Raw genomic sequence first — 19566 nt, forward strand, 5'->3', positions numbered from 1 at the left:
AACAAGGAAAAAAAGGAAGCATACACACCTGCTGAAAAGGTCTGTTAATATCGTTATCCGGGAAAAAGGAAAATGATGCTTAACAAGTTGGGAGGTGCATATGCATGCGCATTCGCATAGACATGGCAATGCTATGTGTTGCTCCTTTACCTGTTAGTTGGTTCGTCTGAAATGAACCTAAATTATTGATGGTTTTCTGTAATGTAATAATCATTGTCTTATTTCATTTATATGCTCCAAAACGATATTGCTTTGGACAGGATTTGGCACCTTTTCAACCAAATTGAAGGTTGCCAGCGGGTCATAGAGCCAGTCTCTCGCCACTTCTTTATAAATCAAGACCTGCTGATTAAGGAAGGTGTTGATTAGAAATCTTCATCTGAAGACACTGCAAATATAAACTTCTTTTCTATTAATGCAAAAGAAAAACAATTTTTTAATTAAAACTATTTTGTAAATACATGTTCCCAATAGCCTATAGAAATATAGGCTGAGTTGAAAATCATGTAGTTATTTATTTTTAAAGGAAGAGTTTCACCTTATTTTTTACTGCCTGAGATATGCTCCGCGATTTGATCTAAATCTGTCAATAACGGTTTTAACTCATCTATTCTGACATAGATGTCGTTGTGCAAGACTTCCGGATTCTTTTTACTGATGGAAATGGAAAGCCCGACCAGATGCGAATTGACTCGATAAGAGAGTGCTTGAAAATGATGGATATGGGACCAATCTATCCATTTGTGCTCAGGTTCTTTTTTCATCTGGTTGATGGAGTCCGAAAATAGGGCCATCGCTGTTTGCGCCTTTTTGCGCGCTAACCGGATGTCAAAAGAGCTCTGTAGATTGTCCGATAGGCGTTGGTTGATAATCTGGAAGTAATGTTGGTTGTAACTTGCTACCTCCTTTGCCAAATGCACTAAGCTTGAGCTTTGGCGTACTGGAATCAGGAAGTATCCCGCAATTGTCAGAAATGCGCCTACCAATGTAAAAGCCATGCGGCTGCCCAAAATAAGATTGATATTACCTTCAAATAGGTTTAGCGCAATGACAACGCCCAATGTAATAAAAATAACACTGACCATATAATTTGATCGATTGAATAGAAAGAAGCCAAAAAGGCCAATTGCCGATAGGCTCAACAAGAAGGGGAGGTTTTGGAAGAATGCTAGACAGGAGATGCCGATCAAAATGCCTGAAAATGTCCCTACAATCCGTTCGATGTTGCGGGTTTTAGTCATCGAAAATGCTGGTCTCGCTACGATAGCGATCGTCAGCAAAATCCAATAGGTATATTTGAAGTCCAGAAACAAAATGCCGATCAATGCGCCAACACTAAAAAGTAGGGCCATACGTAGCGCAAAACGAAATAGCGGATTTTTAAGGTGAAGTTTGTTTTTGATCTCGCCCAGACTGCCCAGGGGGCGATTGATAAATTGTTGATATTCCGCTGTATTTATTTTGTCCTGAATTTCCTGATTCTGATAAAAAGCAACCTGGATCCGACGCAGCACCTCAAGAATAGACTCCATATTGGTGATAATAGACCGTAGGATAGGGCCGGCGGGACCGGTTTGTTGTTGCTGAATGTTTTTAAGCTCGGTCAGGAGTTCGTTCAGTTTAATTGTATTGTAATACAATTGCTGTGCATATCGGAATCTGATATGTGGCTGTGAAAAGCTATCAATTTCTAATGCCAATAATTTTATTGCACGACGGATCACAGGAAGGCTACCCGTATCTGCAAGATTCTTGCGGATTGCATCATAGTCATGGTCGAGTGCGATGATGAGCTCGTGCAGATCAATCAGGCCATAAACCTGACTGAGCCAATAATTACTTTTGGGCCATTGATGCCCAATAATTTTTTTCTCACGGAACAGCAATGAACGGATCTGTTCCTGTTGTTCACTGATCTGACCATGGATTTTGCCCACGCGACTGTAGGTAATGTCCAGTGGAATGCTGGGATTATAGGACTGGGCACGGATCAGCAAGAATTGAGATAAACCCTGAAAGCCATTTGCCATCGCATGCTTCAAGGAGCGGTAGGGTCTTATATAAGCCTGTAGCAAGCTGAACAAATAATAAATCGCTGCTCCTGTAGTGATTTGCAGACCGACCGCCAAGGGATGTTTTGGTGCCAGACCGATGACAAAGCTCATTAAGATCAAAGTCATGTTGCCGATTGCAGCATAACGCGGACCAAACAGACCATATAAGGTAAAGGTAAATCCGGCTACACCAAGGAGAATAACCAAGGGCCAGTGAAAAGGGAATAAGTAAGCCGTGAGAAATGAAGCAACAAAGAATGTCGGAATGCATACCAATGCAGAGGATAGTTTATCCTTGCGGTTGCCTGGAGGATCCGTCAAAGTCGTCAACAAAGAGCCTACACCAATTCCAATAGCCGTGCTCGCCGGAACCCCTAATAAATAGATTGCTAAACTCGGTAAAATACTGATGGATACATTTCGCAGAGCGTCACCACTGTGCTCGCCTCGGATAAATCGAATAACTCGGCTATAAATACGGTTGAATCTTTTCTTTAATGACACGATGCCCATCAATCAGTTTACTAATTTTCGCTGCAAAAATACGAATATTATGCTTAATATTTTATGTATACATTTTATTTATTTTGAATATGGTTGTTTTTGTGAATTTTTATTTTGAAACAAGTGCTGTTTGAAGCGCTGTTTTTTTACGCACACTCATTAGCGGTGCCGATTGGCTATGCTAGGAGACGGAACAGCCTTTTTTGGAAGAATTATAGTAAGCCATCTCATTGTATGGATGAAATGTTGGTTTACCGAGGTTATTTGGCTTTCTACCGACTGTTTTTGGTGATCTATCTATTTTCGCTGGTCAGCGTGTAATGAAAATCCGAGGTTTGTTGTCATCAATATATATAAATGCGTATTGCTGCCCTAATTGATGATATAAAGATTTACATGATGAAACCAAAGAAAAATAAATCGTTGCTACTGTCCATTCTAATAATCCTGATCTCTGCTTGGGGAACAGTTTCTGCACAATCTGGAGGAGGGAGGCTACAGGCTGTTGTTGTTGGCCAGGATAATAGTCCGCTTGGCGCAGCCAGTATCTCACTGTTGCGTAGTCTGGGCGATATTCCGTTGAAAGGGACCTTGTCGAAAGAGAATGGAGACATTGAGTTTGTGGAAGTGCCCAGTGGAAAGTATATGATGCAAGTTTCAGCAGTAGGTTATACAACTTACCGCTCCACCGAAATTACATTGAAGGCGGGGGCGATCATGTCTTTGGATACCATTCGCCTACAAGCGGAAACACGAGTTTTGGGCGAGGCTCAGGTCGTTGGTCGGAAACCCCTAATTGAAAGTCAAATTGACAAGATTGTCCTCAATGTAGAGAATAGTGTATTGGCAACAGGAAACAACGCATTGGAACTTCTGCAAAAAGTTCCCGGTGTGACTTTGGATAATAAAAAAATCAACCTGCGCGGTAAAAGTAATGTAATTATTATGATCGATGGAAAGCCTACTTATCTCTCTGCGGATGAAGTTTCCAGACTGTTGGAAAATACGGCTTCAAATTCAATCGCCTCGATTGAAGTCCTTACCAACCCGCCGGCGAAATATGACGCCGCTGGAAACGCTGGTATTATCAATATCAAAACTAAAAAAAATACACAATTTGGCAGTAACGTTAGCTTGAACTTCAATCTGGGACAGGGAAAATATACAAAAGGTGATGGCGGTTTCCTAGTCAACCATCGCAACAATTGGGTAAATCTGTTTGCTTCCTATAATTACCAGAATAGTTTGGGATTTAATGATTTAACGATCGATCGTTCTGTCAGGGATTCAGTAGGAATAACCTATTTCAATTCGGATTCTTATTCAAAATTTCGTTATCGCGGACATAACTTTAAATTCGCTGCAGATTTTAACCTTGGCAAACAAGAAGTGCTTGGCTTTGTCGTCAATGGTAATGTGAGCAATGGTAGTTCTACACGGCAGGGAGATAATTTAATCGCTTCGGAAAAAGGAAAATTGGATTCAGTCGTACAGGGAAGCAACTTTTCGGATTTCACCTATCACTACCTGGCTTACAACCTCAATTACAAAAAGACATTCGATACATTGGGGACTGAACTGACAGCGAATGCAGATTATTCGTATTCCAAAAATAACGATAACAGCACAGTAAAAAACCGTTTCTTAGATCCCAATTGGACGGAATTTAAACTGCCAAAGATTTTTCGAAATGATATGTTGTCCAATACCAAAATTTTAGTTTTCAAAACAGATTTTGTCCATCCCTTTGACAAAACAACAAAACTCGAAGCGGGGCTGAAATATAGTCGTGTGAAAACGGATAATATTTTGATCTACGAGGATCAAAATACGGCTGGGGAATTTGTGCGAAACGAAAAGCAGAGCAATCAGTTTTTGTATAACGAAAACATCGCAGCGGCATATTTTACGCTGAATAAGTCCTTTGGAAAGTTTTCTGTGCAAGCCGGACTCCGTGTTGAAAATACCAGTTCATTGGGCAATTCAGTAACCTTAGGACAGCAGACAAAACGTAATTATACGGATTTCTTTCCAACGGTATTTATACAACAACAGATCAATGATAATCACAAGCTTGGTTTAAGCTATAGCCGAAGGATAGACCGTCCGGATTATGGTGCGTTGAATCCTTTTATCTACTACCTGGATCAATATACCTATCAATACGGTAATCCCTATTTAAATCCACAATATACCAACTCCTATGAACTGAATTACACCTTTAAGGAGCGTTATTTGTTGAGTCTTGGTTATAAGAGAACCAATGATGCGATCACGCAGGTAATAGAGAGCAATTCGGAAACCAAGGCCATCGCACAGACGGATCGGAACCTGACCTATTTCGATTATTATAATATGAATATCAATATACCGGTTAAAGTGCTTAAATGGTGGACTACTTCCAATAACTTGACTGCGTTTTATAGCAAATATAATTTTGACGAGCGCTCGGGTGCTCAGCGTCAGCTGGAAAAGTTATCTTTTCAGGTGAGCTCCAATCATGATATCCGTATCGGTGAGACAACCAATGTGGAGCTGACCGCTAATTATTTTTCTCCGGCTGTCTATGGTGTCTTTAGTTTTAAATCTTACTATGGTGTCGATCTCGGAGCAGGGAAATCCTTTCTTGATAAAAAGCTGAATGTGAAGCTAGCTGTAAATGATATATTGAATACAAGAGGTCAACGGCGGTTGTCCAGTGTTCAGGAAAATGGGTATTATCGCATTCGTAATGGGTATGATAGTAGAGTGATCCGGCTCTCACTTTCTTACCGTTTTGGAAACGTCAATATTAAGTCGGTGAATAAACGGGCCGGAGATAATGATGAGGATAACCGTTTGAAAAAATAGCAGCTGGGTCGGGTATTTGTTTAGATTAACTGGCAATATATAAAAAGAGAAGAGCATTCCAGACGGAATGCTCTTCTCTTTTTAGATTTAAGCGATATTAGCTTAAGAATAAGATCTCTCTCAATTTTGGAAGAGGCCATTTTTTATCGTCAACGATTTTTTCCAATTTGTTGACATGGTAACGGATCACATCAAAATATGGTTTTACCGATTCATCATAAGCGATTGACCGCTCACGTATATCTTCGATCTGGTTTGCTTTTTTACGCTCTTGACGCATAGCTTCCGCTTGTTCCAAGATTGTGTTTACATGTGTCGAGATACGTTCTACGAAATTCAATTGTGAGCTAAATGCTGCTTGAGCTAGACCTAGGTCTTTCAGGCCTTTCACATTTTCGATCAATTCATTTTGGTAGATGAAACATGCTGGTGCGATTTGGTTATTGACCATCTCTTCGATCACACGAGCCTCGATTTGAAGTTTCTTGTAGAAATTTTCTAACAAGATCTCATGGCGAGCTTCTGATTCACGTCTTGTGTAAATGCCCATTGCTTCAAACAAAGCCAATGACTCTTCTTTTACATAGACGTCTAGTGCCTTAGGAGTAGATTTGATGTTCGAAAGACCGCGTGCTTCCGCTTCTTTTTCCCACTCTTCGCTGTATCCATTTCCTTCAAAACGGATTGCTTTTGAATCTTTGATGTATTTACGGACAACATTTAAGATCGCAAGATCTTTTTTCGTGCCTTTTTTGATCTGTTTGTCTACTTCTATTTTGAACTCGTTTAATTGTGCAGCAACGATAGCATTTAATACCGTCATTGGTAAGGCAGAGTTTGCTGAAGAACCTACAGCGCGGAACTCGAACTTGTTACCCGTAAATGCGAACGGTGAAGTACGGTTACGGTCCGTGTTGTCCAATTTCAATTCTGGAACTTTAGGGATACCGTGCCACAAGTTTGCTTCAGCTTTTACTTTCTTGGCTACACGAGCTGATTCTACTTCTTCCAATAATTCGTCTAATTGAGAACCTAAGAAGATAGAGATGATTGCAGGTGGCGCTTCGTTAGCACCTAAACGGTGGTCGTTGCTTGCACTTGCAATAGATGCACGCATTAAATCTGCATTCTCAAATACCGCTTTGATGGTATTGACAAAGAATGTCAAGAACATCAGGTTATTTTTAGGCGTTTTGCCTGGAGACAATAGATTAACACCAGTATTGGTAATCAAAGACCAGTTGTTGTGTTTTCCAGAACCGTTGACACCAGAGTATGGTTTTTCATGTAACAATACTTTGAAATTATGTCTCAAAGCAACTTGCTCCATCACGTTCATCAACAATTGATTATGGTCAATTGCCAAGTTGATCTCTTCGTACATTGGCGCACACTCAAACTGCGATGGTGCCACCTCATTGTGACGCGTTTTTAATGGAATACCTAATTTTAATGCCTCATTTTCTAAGTCAACCATATACGCTAATACACGTTCTGGAATCGCACCGAAGTAATGGTCTTCCAATTGTTGGCCTTTAGCAGACATGTGGCCGAATAAAGTACGTCCAGTCAATTGAAGGTCTGGGCGTGCATTGTATAAAGAAAGGTCAACTAAAAAATACTCTTGCTCAATACCAAGAGAGGCGTTTACTTTCGTGATTGATTTATCAAAATATTGTGCAACTTCTGTTGCTGCTTTATCAACAGCATTGATTGCTTTTAATAAAGGTGCTTTATAATCCAATGATTCACCAGTATAGGAAACAAATACAGTAGGGATACAAAGTGTTTTACCCGCACCAGTTTCGTAGATAAATGCTGGCGAAGATGGATCCCATGCCGTATAACCTCTTGCTTCGAATGTGTTACGGATACCACCATTCGGAAAAGATGAAGCATCTGGCTCTTGTTGAACTAAAGCATCTGCAGTGAATTTTTCGATTGCTTCGCCATTTTCATCAGGCTCGAAAAATGCATCGTGTTTTTCAGCTGTCGAACCTGTCAAAGGTTGAAACCAGTGTGTGTAGTGGGAAACGCCATGATTAAGGGCCCAAGTTTTCATTGCCTGCGAAATGTGCTCAGCTAAATCTCTTGAAATAATCTGTCCCTCTTCTATGGATGCAACTAACTCCTTGTATGAGTTTTTAGGAAGGTAGTCTTTCATTTTGTTTACGGAAAAAACGTTCTTTCCGTAGATGTCAGTTGCTTTTTTAGTTTCAACTTTTTCAAATTGTGCAATCTGGCGTGAGCCCGCTGCCTCTACTGCTTTGAATCTTAGGTTCGACATTTGTATTTTATAATTAAATTACAGTTTTGTTGATTTTGTTTTTCAAAAATATTGTGTTTTTACGGAAAACTGAAATTTTTTTTGATTTTTTTTACAAAATGTGTCTTTGGAACTGGCTTTTTATTAAAAAAAATAGGTCGATTCGGATAAATCGACCTATTTTGAGTATTTTTAGTTGTAATCAAGCCCCCAGTCTATTCCTTTTAAGGTGGCCGGTACTCCTTTCTTTAGCCAATTTGCCGCAGGAGCTCCTTTTAGGTAATGATCGAAGAACTGCTGTTCGCGAATCTGTATATCTTTTCTGTTTTGTCGTTGCATCAAATTATGTTCATCGCCATTATAGTTCAACATCCAAACCGGTTTGTTTAACCGGCGCAATGCTGTAAACATTTCGATACCTTGGTACCATGGCACAGCACCATCATTGTCGTTGGCCATAATAACAACAGGCGTATTTACCTTGTTCATATGAAACAGGGGAGAGTTCTCCAGATAGAGTTCGGGCGCCTCCCATAAGGTTTTTCCGATTCGGCTTTGTGTATGCTCGTACTGGAATTGACGAGACATACCCGACTGCCAACGTATTCCTCCATAAGCGGAAGTCATATTGACAACTGGTGCTCCGGTCCATGCGGCAGCATACATATTGGTGCGTGTGATCAGGTGAGCCACTTGATAGCCGCCCCAGCTTTGTCCCTGAATGCCCATTTTGGTGCTGTCTACCCAGGAGTTTTGTGCTAAATGACGCATTCCTGAATTGATATATTCCTCTGCTGACTTTCCTGGGTGTCCGGTTTCATAACTGATATTTGGTGCAAATACCAAATACTCGTTGCTTACGAAATAGGGGATATTTAGTCGCGAAGGGGTAGGAGCAGGTGGTTGGTAGGTATAGAGACCATCCGACAGTTTCTCATAGAAATAAGCAATGATCGGGTATTTTTTTGCTGGATCAAAATTCTCTGGCTTATAAAGAATGCCTTCCGCCTGATGGCCTGCTGGTGTGGTCCAATGCACAAGCTCGGCGGTGCCCCAGTTGTAGTTCGCTTGTTGTTTGTTAATATCGGACAGTTGCAGTTCATCTTTGAATCTGATACTATTGATATAAACGTTGGGCGAATTGCTATAGTCTTCCTTACTATAAAGGATCGTTTGTTGATCAGCAGAAGCATTTATATTTCTAAATGTTTTTGGTTCAACAAAAAGGCTTTTGGGATCATTGTGCTGTCCTTTGAATTGATAAAAACCAGATTCTTTGGTTTTATTGTCAAATGATGTTAGGAAGCCTCCTTTTTTGTAGTCCAGGGTCAATGGCTGATCACGGTCTTCATCACGTCGTAAAGGGAGGTAACGGAATGTCGTTTGGGAAGCAGCACCATAACCGTTGGTGAGAATGGATTTATTGGATCCATCCAAATTAAAATACCAGATATCATAACGTGAGTTGAGGTATACGCCTTTGTAGTCAGCGCTCCATGCCGCCATACCATATCCCTGTGCTGCGGTAGGCATATCGTTCTCCTCATCGGCGAAGGATGCCGGGATACCTTCGTTCAATACGACCTTCCTTTTAGAGCTAATCTGATAAGAATTCCATGTTCCTTTCTCTTCATCGAAATAAACGATATATTTTGCATCTGGACTCAGTGCCACATTTCCCGAGAAGTCGGAAAGAATTAATTCCCGTTGACCAGTTCTTGTTGAGACCAGGTAGATATCTTCTTTTGTGCCACCTTTCCATTGACTTTCGATCCGCTTGCCAAAATCTGTACGTGCCAAAACATATTCTGCATTTCCATCCGGCGTAAGCGTTGTTGCGTTGAAGGTTTCATCCGTTAACGGAATAACAGTACGATTGTTTTTGGGATAGGTGACCGCTAAAAAATTTTTGGAAAGGTCTTTTTTCAGGTTGACCAGTTGCATGGGTTGTAAGTAGTCATCCTGCCAGCCCCACACATCGACTTTGGCATGTTCAAAATCAACTAATGTCGTGTCTTTGACGCGGGGGATAGGTGCGATACCAAAGAAAAGCTTTTCACCATTTTTACTGAATCGGATATTTCCATCTCCGCTGACTGCCCAGTTTTTGGGAATTCCTGAGCTATTTTTGGTAGCTAGGTACTGTGCGGTATCGATACCATTGGTATAATAATAGAGGTTATAGTTTTTAACCAGTGCTTTTTCCTTGGATAGATCACCTAAGTAAGCCAGTTGATTACCCGTTTCATCAAAACTGAAATTTTTGTATTCACCTTTGCCTGTTGATATTTTTTTTAGGTTTTTGGATGCTATATCATATAAATAGACTCCAGATTCCTTAGAAAGACTGTCTTTTGCGTCAGTTTTCTTTGAAAAGACAAGTTTTGTTCCATTTTTGTTCCATTCATATTGATCTACTAAGGAGAATTGGATTGAATCGCCAGAATTAAGATCATATAAAGCTAATGTAGCGACGGCTTTCTTCTTTTTGTCGTTGCTATTTCTCTTGTTTTGAGTAGTGTCAGCCGAATTTTTAGATGAGTTTATCTTTTCATCCGCTTGTTTATCAAATAGGAAGGAAACAAAATTGTTGTTTTGCTCCGAAACTTTATAGGATTTCACCTGTGCAAATTTAACAAGCGAAGAGCTGGTTAAATTATAGATTGCCAGGGAGTCCTTAGGTAAATCCTCCGTTTTTTTCTTTTTGATTTTCGCCTCACGTGTTACAGCAAATGGCGCTTTGATTAAGCTGATCAAATGATTTTCTGTATCGGTCAGTTTTCCATTATAGCCCCGCGGAATCTGGATCAATTCTTTGTTTTCTTTTGTTTTCAGGAACAGTTGGCTATCTCCTTCTTGTGGAGCAACCTGAAAGAGTACAAATTTACCGGATTTACTGATATAGGGAGATGATACGCTTTGCCAGCTATCATATACCGTATGGTCCACTGGTTTCTTTTGTGCGTGGACAGCTAAGGTCGCGAGAAAACAGAATGGGATACAGATATTTTTCTTATTCATGTTTAAATTCTTTTGCTGCAATTTATCTATAAAAAATAAAAAATCGTTGATTTTTTGGTATATTCATTGTTACGTAAATATAAAAAACTGATTATGAAATCATCATCTATTATTGTTTCTGTTATCGTGAGCGTCGCCGTGTTGCTTACTGCATGGATCTTGGGCAATGCATATCGGTATAAATATAAATCCACACAAACAATTACTGTCAACGGCAATGCGAAGAAAGATTTTGAATCTGATTTGGTAAAATGGAACGCAACTTTTAGTAGGAAGAACTTTGAATTAAGTGCAGCTTCGGCGCAATTGGCAACAGATCGTGATCTGGTACGTGACTTTTTAGTGCAACAGGGGATTAAGGCAGATGAAATTCGTTTTGAGGCCGTGAATATCGCTAAAGATTTTGAATACCATACCGACGGAAAGGGAAACGGTTATAATACATTTTCGGGTTATACCCTGTCACAGACAGTAAGCGTGGAATCCAGAGATCTGAATAAGGTGGACAATGCTTCAAGAGAGATATCAACATTGATCTCGAAAGGAATAGAGCTGAGTTCGAGTACGCCAAATTATTATTACTCAAAACTGGAGGATCTGAAATTAGAACTGATCTCCCAAGCTTCAAAAAATGCACACCAACGTGCCGACAATATTGCCAAGGAATCGAATGCCGGATTAGGTAGTCTGGTGAAAGCCGATCTGGGAATTTTTCAGATAACTGGTCAAAATGATAACGAAGAGTACTCTTCGGGAGGGGCTTTTAATACAACTTCACGTAAGAAAACAGCGAATATAACGGTTAGAGCAAGTTTTTTGAGTAATTAATGAAAAATTATTTGACTGTATTTCAGTGCACTATTGAATTTGAGTGGAAATTTGTTCAAAAAGTTTTCTCTTTTTCAATAAAAAACCTACTTTTGCATCATCCCAAACGGATATGCCCGGATGGCGGAATTGGTAGACGCGCTGGTCTCAAACACCAGTGGGAAACCGTGCCGGTTCGACTCCGGCTCCGGGTACAAAAACCCTCTTTACGCAAGTAGAGAGGGTTTTTTTTGTACTATATCAGGATCATAGATCGAGAGAGGTAAACCATCACAAACTTTAAAGGGAAATAGGGCCTTTTTTCTTTGTTTATCCTTTGTTATTTTATTGCTGTTTCTTTGGTTATTTATTGCCATTTCTTTGGGTATTCATAGGTTGTTCTAGGCCATTTCTAGGCTAGTTCTTCGAGACTTCTTCGTACTTTCTAGGGACCTTCCTTGGGACTGGTTTGCTGTTTGTTTGTTATTTCTTTGCTGTTTCTTTGGTATAATGGTAATAAAATAGCCTTCAAACGGCAAAGAAATGGCAAAGCAAGTGGTATGTTGTCCCAAGCAAAGTGATAAGAGTGTTCGAATAAATGCTCGTAAAGTTGATGCAAAGATATATACAGTCTTTTTTTGTATAAACCTTTTTTATTATGAGAATTCTTGTTTAAATTGGAAATACCAAATATAAACTTAGATGAGAGCAGTATTTTTATCTTTTGCGTTATTCTGTTCCTTTTTTGCCTTGGGGCAAGACCGCTTTGTTTTGAAAGAAAAAAAGAAAGTTAGATTCCCGTTTCTATTTGTTCATAATCTGGTTATTATTCCTGTGCAGGTAAATGGGTATACGATGAATTTCTTACTGGATACAGGGGTCAAGGAGACCATGATATTCGGAGAAACCCTGAAATCGATTGATAGTGCAGTCTTCGTTAATAAGTTTCAGGGATTGGGAAAGGACGAAGGGTTGGATGGTTATCTGTCTGTCAATAATAAGGTTAGCGTTGCTAATGTATATGAGGATATGGATCAGCCCATCTATATTCTTAAAAATGCACATATTGATATTTCTACCCGTATCGGGGTGGAGGTAAATGGTATCATGGGGAGCCGTTTTTTTAGTGATCATGTTGTTGAGATGGATTTTTTGAAACACCGGATTACCCTTTACCAAAAGGGTGAATATCCCAAAGGACTCGCAAAGATGCAACGTCTCCCGCTCGATATTTTAAATAGCAGACCGTATATCTCCGTTGCTTTTAATCAGGATTCCGCAGACATTGAAGGCCGTGTATTGATTGACATGGGTAATAGTGATGCGTTGATGCTTATTCCGTCCAAATTAAAGGATTTTGCAATCAAACCTCCTTTTATTGATGACTACATCGGTCAGGGATTCAATGGCGAAATTTATGGAAAAAGAAATCGGATCAAATCCTTGGAGCTGGGACCGTTTAAGATGAATTATCCTTTGGTGGCCTATCCAGAATTGAGCTCTACACAACATGCAACTTTTGTAAATGAACGAATAGGTTCTGTCGGAAACGAACTCCTACGTAGGTTTAAGGTTATTCTCGACTATCCCAATAATGTCGTTTATCTCCAAAAAAACAGAAACTTTGATAAATTCTATTACTTAAACATGAGTGGTCTCGAAATCATACATGATGGGATAAAGTATGAGAAAGAGGAGGTACCTGTTTATTTAAAAAAAGATGGTGGGACAGAGATCCGCATGGACAACAGTGTACAGTATCGCTTTGTACTGAAAAACATGTATAAAATTGCAACTGTTCGGGCAGGTTCTCCAGCAGCAATTGTCGGATTAAAACCGGATGATAAGGTGTTGAAAATCAATGGGCGTTCGGCTTCTTCCTATTCTCTGGAAACTATTCATACGCTTTTCAAATCAGAGGAAGGTAAAGAAATTCGATTTAAGATCGAAAGAGACGGACAAATGATGGAATATACTTTCTTTTTAAAGGATCCATTACCTTTTAATGCAAATTAAATTTTGTGAAATTTGGAAAAGTGGAAGAAACTTATTTACCTTTGCTGCCGATATTAATTTTTAAACAATTTAAAGACGAAGAACTATGTTGGTCTCCAAGATTAAAACAAAAATTGCTTTTGCAGCAAATGGGTTTGCTGAAAGCATTCTTCGTGCTTTTCTTCACATATAACGTACTCGTTACGACATGAAAAAAAGCCCGAAGATCATTCGGGTTTTTTATTGCCTTCTATTTTCTGTTTAGCCAGCTTGTACAGGTCATATTTTGACCGGTCGAATGTATTTTGTACTGGCCATTATGTGCATCAATTAGTTTGGTACGTAACTGTTTTGTTCATTATACAGAACGCAAAGCGCTGGCAGCTGGCGAATAGCTATTCAAGAAAAAGAAAACTCGAATATTTAAATGGTCTATCCCTGAGATGGATAGGACAGTATATTAAGTTTTTTTAAAAAAGAATATGGGAAGTAAATTATCGGGGAAAGACCTTATTAAAATCGGTTTTCCACAGAATAATATAATGAATGTAGCCTTAGGGCTAATCACACGCTACCGAAGAGGAGAAAAGAAAGAAAACATCCTTTTGGAAGCAAAGAAGGTGCTCGAAGCGCCTGAAAAATTTAGAGAAGATGCTGTTTGGGCAAAGCTTGCTGAAGGGTTGATTGAACCGGTTGAAGCGCGCAAGCAACAGCTAAATAAGCAAATGGCGCCTTTTACCATCTTTGGTGAAAATGAAATTGATGAGCAGGCCAAAAGGCAGCTGTATGAAGCCTTGAAGCTGCCCATCGCATACAAAGGAGCATTGATGCCAGACGCACACATGGGCTATGGTTTGCCTATTGGCGGAGTACTGGCAACGGATAATGCCGTGATACCTTATGGAGTAGGTGTGGATATTGGCTGTCGAATGAGTCTATCTATATTTGACCTACCCGCCAGTTATTTCAAAGGGCGAGAATTCCAGTTGCGCAATATACTGAAGGAGAATACCCAATTCGGTATGTATGATACACATCGTGAGAAACAAGATCATGCTATTTTTAGCAGATCGGAATTTAAAGATATTCCTTTGTTGAAATCACTGTTGGACAAGGCTTACAGGCAACTTGGGACTTCTGGTGGTGGAAATCACTTTGTCGAATTCGGCGTGGTTGAATTGCATCAGGTTCGTTCCGAGTGGGGGATTGCCCCTGGGACTTATCTGGCAGTCCTGTCACACAGCGGATCTCGTGGCTTGGGAGCCAATATCGCTAAACAGTACACAAATTTGGCCGCAAAACAATGCCCTTTGCCACGTCATGTACAACATTTAGCCTGGTTGGATCTGGATACGCAGGAAGGTCATGAGTATTGGTTAGCAATGAACCTCGCCGGTGATTATGCTCGGGCCTGCCATGAAGATATTCATAGGCGCTTGGCAAAAGCTTTGGGTGAACGGACTGTACTGACCATTGAGAACCACCATAATTTTGCGTGGCGGGAAATGGTCGATGGAAAGGAATATATTGTGCATCGCAAAGGAGCAACACCAGCAGGGAAGGGGGTATTGGGAATTATTCCAGGGTCTATGACCGCACCGGGTTTTATTGTTGAGGGGCGAGGGAATGCATTGAGCATTCAATCGGCTTCGCATGGTGCTGGACGTGTGATGTCTCGGGCAGCCTGTAAAAGTAGCCTCACCAAAAGTGCCATGCTCAAAGAATTGGAGCAGCATGGTGTGGAGTTAATTGGCGGAGCGCTGGATGAAGCTCCGTATGCCTATAAAGATATCCATCGTGTGATGGGCTTGCAAAATGAGTTGGTCAATGTACTTGGGACATTCAGTCCGAAGATTGTTCGTATGGATAAATAAGACGGGATGGAAAAGTATATTTTAATTACTTCAGGACGAGGTCCTAAGGAATGTAATCTAGCTGTCCAACTGGTTTTGGGAAGGATGCTGGCAGAAGTAGATCAATATGCCGTGCAGGTCGATACAGTAGAAGTGGAGAAAATAGATGGGCTGCCATGCTCAATTGTGTTAAAATTGACCGGTAGAGAAATCGCCGTGTTCAGGGACCGTTGGATAGGTACAATCTGCTGGATTTGCCAAAGTCCCTTTCGACCGAACCATCGGCGTAAAAATTGGTTTGTGGAGGTGAAGGACTGGTATCCGGTAAAAAGTGCCGTACAAATGAATCTAAAAGATGTGCAATTCAAAACAATGCGGAGCAGTGGTGCTGGCGGACAGCATGTGAATAAAGTGAGCTCGGCTGTCCGCGCAACGCATCTTCCTACTGGATTGATGGTGCAGGTAATGGATACTCGTTCCCAATTGCAAAATAGAGAAATTGCTGTTTTGCGTTTGGAGGAACAGTTGATAGCACTTGAACAATTGGAAAAGGCTGCTGTGGAAAATCAGCGCTGGAAGGACCAAATTGCTATTGAAAGAGGTAATTCAAAGCGTATTTTCTTTGGGCATAAATTTAAAGAATAGTAATCATTTCTTCATAAACTAGACATGGTGAATGTAGAAACTTCTTTGTATCGGTAAACAATCTGTTTAAGCCCTGTTCATTTGTGATCAGGGCTTAATTTTTACCCTGACCTAGTGATTTCAGTCTATTAAGGGGTATGATAAGGGAGGGTTTGCTGCCTGCCGGATAGCCTATTTTTCAATTAGCCATGTCTAGTAGAAATAATTTAACATTTGATGTTAAGATGCGGGCAATACTGGTTAATATACTCTTGTGTTGTGCTTTAATATTTATATAAATTGGCTCAGTAAAAACATTTTAAAACTAACTCTTAGAAACTAACTTATGAACAAAAGAAGTATTGCGATACTGGCATCCAATATACTAGTATGTTCTGCGCTCTACGCTCAAACAGCACTCAAAGGAAAGATAGTGGATCAGGATGGGAAAGCCATTCCGGGCGTATCCGTATCTATTAAGGGCGGTCAAGGCACACAGACAGGTGCTGATGGCGGTTTTTCGTTGACCTATACCAATGGAACCATCTTAAATGTCAGTGCGATAGGCTATCAGTCAAAGCAAGTACAGATTAATAATCAAACCCTCATCAACGTCACGCTGCAATCCCTTACGGAAAATTTAGATGAGGTCGTGGTAACTGCGCTTGGAATTACGCGGGAAAAAAAATCCCTGGGATATGCCACGCAGAACGTAAACGCAAAGGAATTGACCGACGCCGGACAACATAGTCTTACCGGTGCATTGGCGGGCAAAGTTGCTGGTGTTCAGGTAAATCAATTTGGGGGAGCCATCGGGTCTTCAGCGCGGATTTCTATTCGTGGAAATACGTCATTACAAAAGGACCAACAGCCATTGGTCGTTGTAGATGGTATTCCAATTACAAATGACGCGCAACGTACGGGTGATAATACATACACTGGTGTGGATTACGGATCTGGATTGAACGATATTAATCCAGATGATATAGAAAGTATCAACGTCTTAAAAGGAGGGGCCGCAGCAATCTATGGTATGCGAGCTGGTGCAGGTGTTATTATGATCACTACAAAATCTGGAAAGCGTGGTGAAAATGGTGTGCAAATTTCCTATGACGGAAATTTTTCTATTGATAGAGCCGCCAATCTACCTAAATACCAAAACTTATACGGTCAAGGATCTCGGGGAGACGAATACAGTTTTAAAACTAACGGCGACGGATTATCGTACCAAGATTATGTTTTAAAAAATTCTTTCAGTTATTTGGATGGAACCGGAAATGACGGAGTTAACGACGGTATTGATGAGTCTTGGGGGCCTCGGATGGATATGGGATTATTAATCCCGCAATTCAATAGCCCTGTTGTGAATGGGGTACGACAAGCTACGCCTTGGAATTCCCATAAAAATAATGTGAAAGAATTCTTCCAAACGGGTTTTTCTCAAAATCATAATATTTCGTTGCTGTCGAAAACAGATCGTTCTTCGACTCGTGCTTCCATTTCTTTTAGAGATCAGCGAGGAACAGTCCCCAATACAGACCAGAAGAAATATACGGCACAATTAAATAACGATTACAAAATCAGCGATAAAGTTTCATATGACATCATGACTAACTTTACACGTACTGAAAGTAATAATTTGGTAATGCAAGGCTATGACAGTGCAAATCCAATGAATGGTTTGATCTGGTTTGGCCGACAGGTCGACATGCAAGATCTAAAAAAGAATTGGGACCAGCGCGATGCACAGGGAAATTATACCTATTACAACTGGAATTCGGCTTATCACATGAATCCGTTTTATACCATGCATGAATCTCAAAATGCGCTTAAAATGAACCGTATTTTTGGAAAGACATCCTTGTTTTATCAACCATTTGACTTCCTAAAATTTGAAGGTAGGGTTGGACTGGATTATTATAATACACATATTTTTGAATCGACATACTTCAATTTTGATAATAGGGATGGTAAGTTCAATGAAACAAAAAATAGTAATTCGGATTTCAATGCAGATTTTATTGCAAACTTCAACAAACAATTTGGAGATCTTAGTTTAACGGGAATTTTAGGTGCAAATTATCGCGATTATCAGTTTGAAACAAATACCCTCGGCGCAAAAGCACTCAATGTATTGGGAGTTTATACAATCACCAACAAAATAGGTGACGCTTATACCTTTATGGATCATGCCAAAGGCCGGTCCAATTCTTTGTACGGGCAAGCCAATCTAGGTTGGAAAGATCAATTGTACTTAGATTTGACCGCACGTAACGATTGGTCCTCAACCTTAAAAAAATCATTTTTTTATCCTGCAGCAAGTTTGAGCTGGATACCAACGGCTAGTTTTGAAGGCTTAAAAAGCGATTACCTCAATTTTTGGAAGTTACGATTTAATTTGGTGAAAGTGGGAAATGCGACCCGTCCGTATCAAAATGGGAATTACTATTATGCACAGACAGATGCCTTTAATAATCTGTCTCAGATGTACAAAAGTATGACCTATGCCATTGAAGGTTTGGAGCCTGAGGCGATTACCTCGTATGAAATCGGAACTGAACTTGGCATGTTTAAAGATCGATTGCACCTGGATCTTACTTATTATCAAAAAATCAATAAAAAACAATTACTTTCTGTACCCACATCAAATGTTGTAGGCTTTAGTAACATCTTCTTAAATGCTGGCGAAATCAGAAGTAAGGGCATTGAAATTCAGTTAAGAGGAGATATACTCAAACGGGAAGAGGGATTAAATTGGACAACAACGGTCAACTTCTCGAAAGATAAAAATAAAGTCGTTGAACTTTATCCGCAATTGGGGCTGAACGATCTGAGATTGGGCTGGACTTGGGGTATATCCAATATGGCATCGGTTGGGCGACCATGGGGCACATTGGTCGGACCAGGTTATGATCGTGTGGAAGATGGTCCAATGAAAGGAGCTATAAAAGTAGGGGCTAATGGACTGGTATCAAAGCCTTTGGATGCTCAGGCTATAGGTAATGTAGTGCCTGATTTCCTAGCATCGATGCGCAATGATTTTACCATTAAGGATTTTAGATTTGGATTTATGCTTGATTTCAGAAAAGGTGGGGATATCTGGTCGCAAACTATGTCACATGGTTATACAACCGGTATTGCTGAAATCACAGCTATCGATGGTATACGCGAGCGGGCGATCATTGCGGGTAAAGATGTAATGAAAAATGAACGATTCGCCATGAAAGTTGGCGATAATTGGGTAGAAAATACCATCGAGACAAGCGCGCAGGATTGGTATGAAAATGGTGGTATTGCAGAAATGTATGTTTTTGATGGTTCGTTTCTGAAATTGAGAGAAGCCTATATTACTTATAATTTGCCAAAACATCTTTACAGTAGAATTAAGGGTATTAAACGTGCACATGTTTCTCTTACGGGAACCAATTTGGCTCTACTTTGGGTACATAAAACCAATACCATGCGTTTGGACCCAGAAGGCGGCGGGGTATCAAGTGATTCACGTGGTGTAGGTTTTGAACAAGCCTCTGTCCCGAATTCAAGAAGTATAGGTCTTAAGCTTGGTTTTACATTTTAATCCTTTTACAGAATT

At 40.2% G+C, this 19566-nt stretch carries 10 protein-coding genes, 1 tRNA gene and 1 riboswitch; of the genes, 7 read left to right on the forward strand and 4 right to left on the reverse strand.

The window, feature by feature from the left end:
- Positions 1 to 79: 79 nt before the first annotated feature.
- Entirely contained in the window at positions 80 to 214 is a 135-nt protein-coding gene (locus LC454_RS26350) for a hypothetical protein (protein WP_257089796.1), read from the reverse strand.
- A gap of 10 nt (positions 215 to 224) precedes the next feature.
- A riboswitch (SAM riboswitch) is annotated at positions 225 to 337 on the reverse strand.
- 202 nt (positions 338 to 539) lie between these two features.
- Positions 540 to 2558 (reverse strand): FUSC family protein, encoded by a 2019-nt coding sequence (locus LC454_RS03400; protein ID WP_223579434.1) that lies wholly within the window; start codon positions 2556 to 2558, stop codon positions 540 to 542.
- A 396-nt stretch (positions 2559 to 2954) separates the two neighbouring features.
- Here LC454_RS03400 and LC454_RS03405 point away from each other — a divergent pair, with 396 nt between their 5' ends.
- Entirely contained in the window at positions 2955 to 5408 is a 2454-nt protein-coding gene (locus LC454_RS03405) for a TonB-dependent receptor (protein ID WP_223579436.1), read from the forward strand.
- Positions 5409 to 5505: 97 nt separating this feature from the next.
- On the opposite strand, the gene LC454_RS03410 is transcribed toward LC454_RS03405, so the two are convergent.
- Positions 5506 to 7695, reverse strand: a complete 2190-nt coding sequence (locus LC454_RS03410) for a glutamine synthetase III (RefSeq protein ID WP_120258147.1) — start codon at positions 7693 to 7695, stop codon at positions 5506 to 5508.
- Between the two features lie 171 nt (positions 7696 to 7866).
- Positions 7867 to 10695 (reverse strand): S9 family peptidase, encoded by a 2829-nt coding sequence (locus LC454_RS03415; RefSeq protein ID WP_223579438.1) that lies wholly within the window; start codon positions 10693 to 10695, stop codon positions 7867 to 7869.
- Between the two features lie 93 nt (positions 10696 to 10788).
- Here LC454_RS03415 and LC454_RS03420 point away from each other — a divergent pair, with 93 nt between their 5' ends.
- The 6 genes from LC454_RS03420 (at position 10789) to LC454_RS03445 (ending at position 19551) form a co-directional block, all read left to right on the forward strand.
- The gene (locus LC454_RS03420) at positions 10789 to 11523 is read left to right on the forward strand and encodes an SIMPL domain-containing protein (RefSeq protein WP_223579440.1); all 735 of its coding nucleotides are present in this window, start codon (positions 10789 to 10791) and stop codon (positions 11521 to 11523) included.
- Between the two features lie 114 nt (positions 11524 to 11637).
- Positions 11638 to 11717 (forward strand) — tRNA-Leu (locus LC454_RS03425).
- A gap of 487 nt (positions 11718 to 12204) precedes the next feature.
- Positions 12205 to 13518, forward strand: a complete 1314-nt coding sequence (locus LC454_RS03430; protein WP_223579442.1) for an aspartyl protease family protein — start codon at positions 12205 to 12207, stop codon at positions 13516 to 13518.
- 461 nt (positions 13519 to 13979) lie between these two features.
- Complete coding sequence (locus LC454_RS03435) at positions 13980 to 15371, forward strand: RtcB family protein (RefSeq protein WP_223579446.1); 1392 nt, start codon at positions 13980 to 13982, stop codon at positions 15369 to 15371.
- A 6-nt stretch (positions 15372 to 15377) separates the two neighbouring features.
- A complete protein-coding gene (gene prfH, locus LC454_RS03440) occupies positions 15378 to 15995 on the forward strand; it encodes a peptide chain release factor H (protein WP_223579449.1) in 618 nt (205 codons plus the stop codon).
- A 325-nt stretch (positions 15996 to 16320) separates the two neighbouring features.
- Positions 16321 to 19551 (forward strand): SusC/RagA family TonB-linked outer membrane protein, encoded by a 3231-nt coding sequence (locus LC454_RS03445; RefSeq protein WP_223579452.1) that lies wholly within the window; start codon positions 16321 to 16323, stop codon positions 19549 to 19551.
- Positions 19552 to 19566: the final 15 nt, after the last annotated feature.

This window comes from Sphingobacterium sp. GVS05A (assembly GCF_019969845.1).
GTDB lineage: Bacteria > Bacteroidota > Bacteroidia > Sphingobacteriales > Sphingobacteriaceae > Sphingobacterium.

Bases quoted from the DNA above. Each gene is read 5' to 3' on its own strand.
- LC454_RS03420 (WP_223579440.1), top strand. From the start codon at position 10,789: ATGAAATCATCATCTATTATTGTTTCTGTTATCGTGAGCGTCGCCGTG.
- LC454_RS03405 (WP_223579436.1), top strand. From the start codon at position 2,955: ATGATGAAACCAAAGAAAAATAAATCGTTGCTACTGTCCATTCTAATA.
- LC454_RS03445 (WP_223579452.1), top strand. From the start codon at position 16,321: ATGAACAAAAGAAGTATTGCGATACTGGCATCCAATATACTAGTATGT.
- LC454_RS03430 (WP_223579442.1), top strand. From the start codon at position 12,205: ATGAGAGCAGTATTTTTATCTTTTGCGTTATTCTGTTCCTTTTTTGCC.
- prfH (WP_223579449.1), top strand. From the start codon at position 15,378: ATGGAAAAGTATATTTTAATTACTTCAGGACGAGGTCCTAAGGAATGT.
- LC454_RS03435 (WP_223579446.1), top strand. From the start codon at position 13,980: ATGGGAAGTAAATTATCGGGGAAAGACCTTATTAAAATCGGTTTTCCA.
- LC454_RS26350 (WP_257089796.1), bottom strand. From the start codon at position 214: ATGATTATTACATTACAGAAAACCATCAATAATTTAGGTTCATTTCAG.
- LC454_RS03415 (WP_223579438.1), bottom strand. From the start codon at position 10,695: ATGAATAAGAAAAATATCTGTATCCCATTCTGTTTTCTCGCGACCTTA.
- LC454_RS03410 (WP_120258147.1), bottom strand. From the start codon at position 7,695: ATGTCGAACCTAAGATTCAAAGCAGTAGAGGCAGCGGGCTCACGCCAG.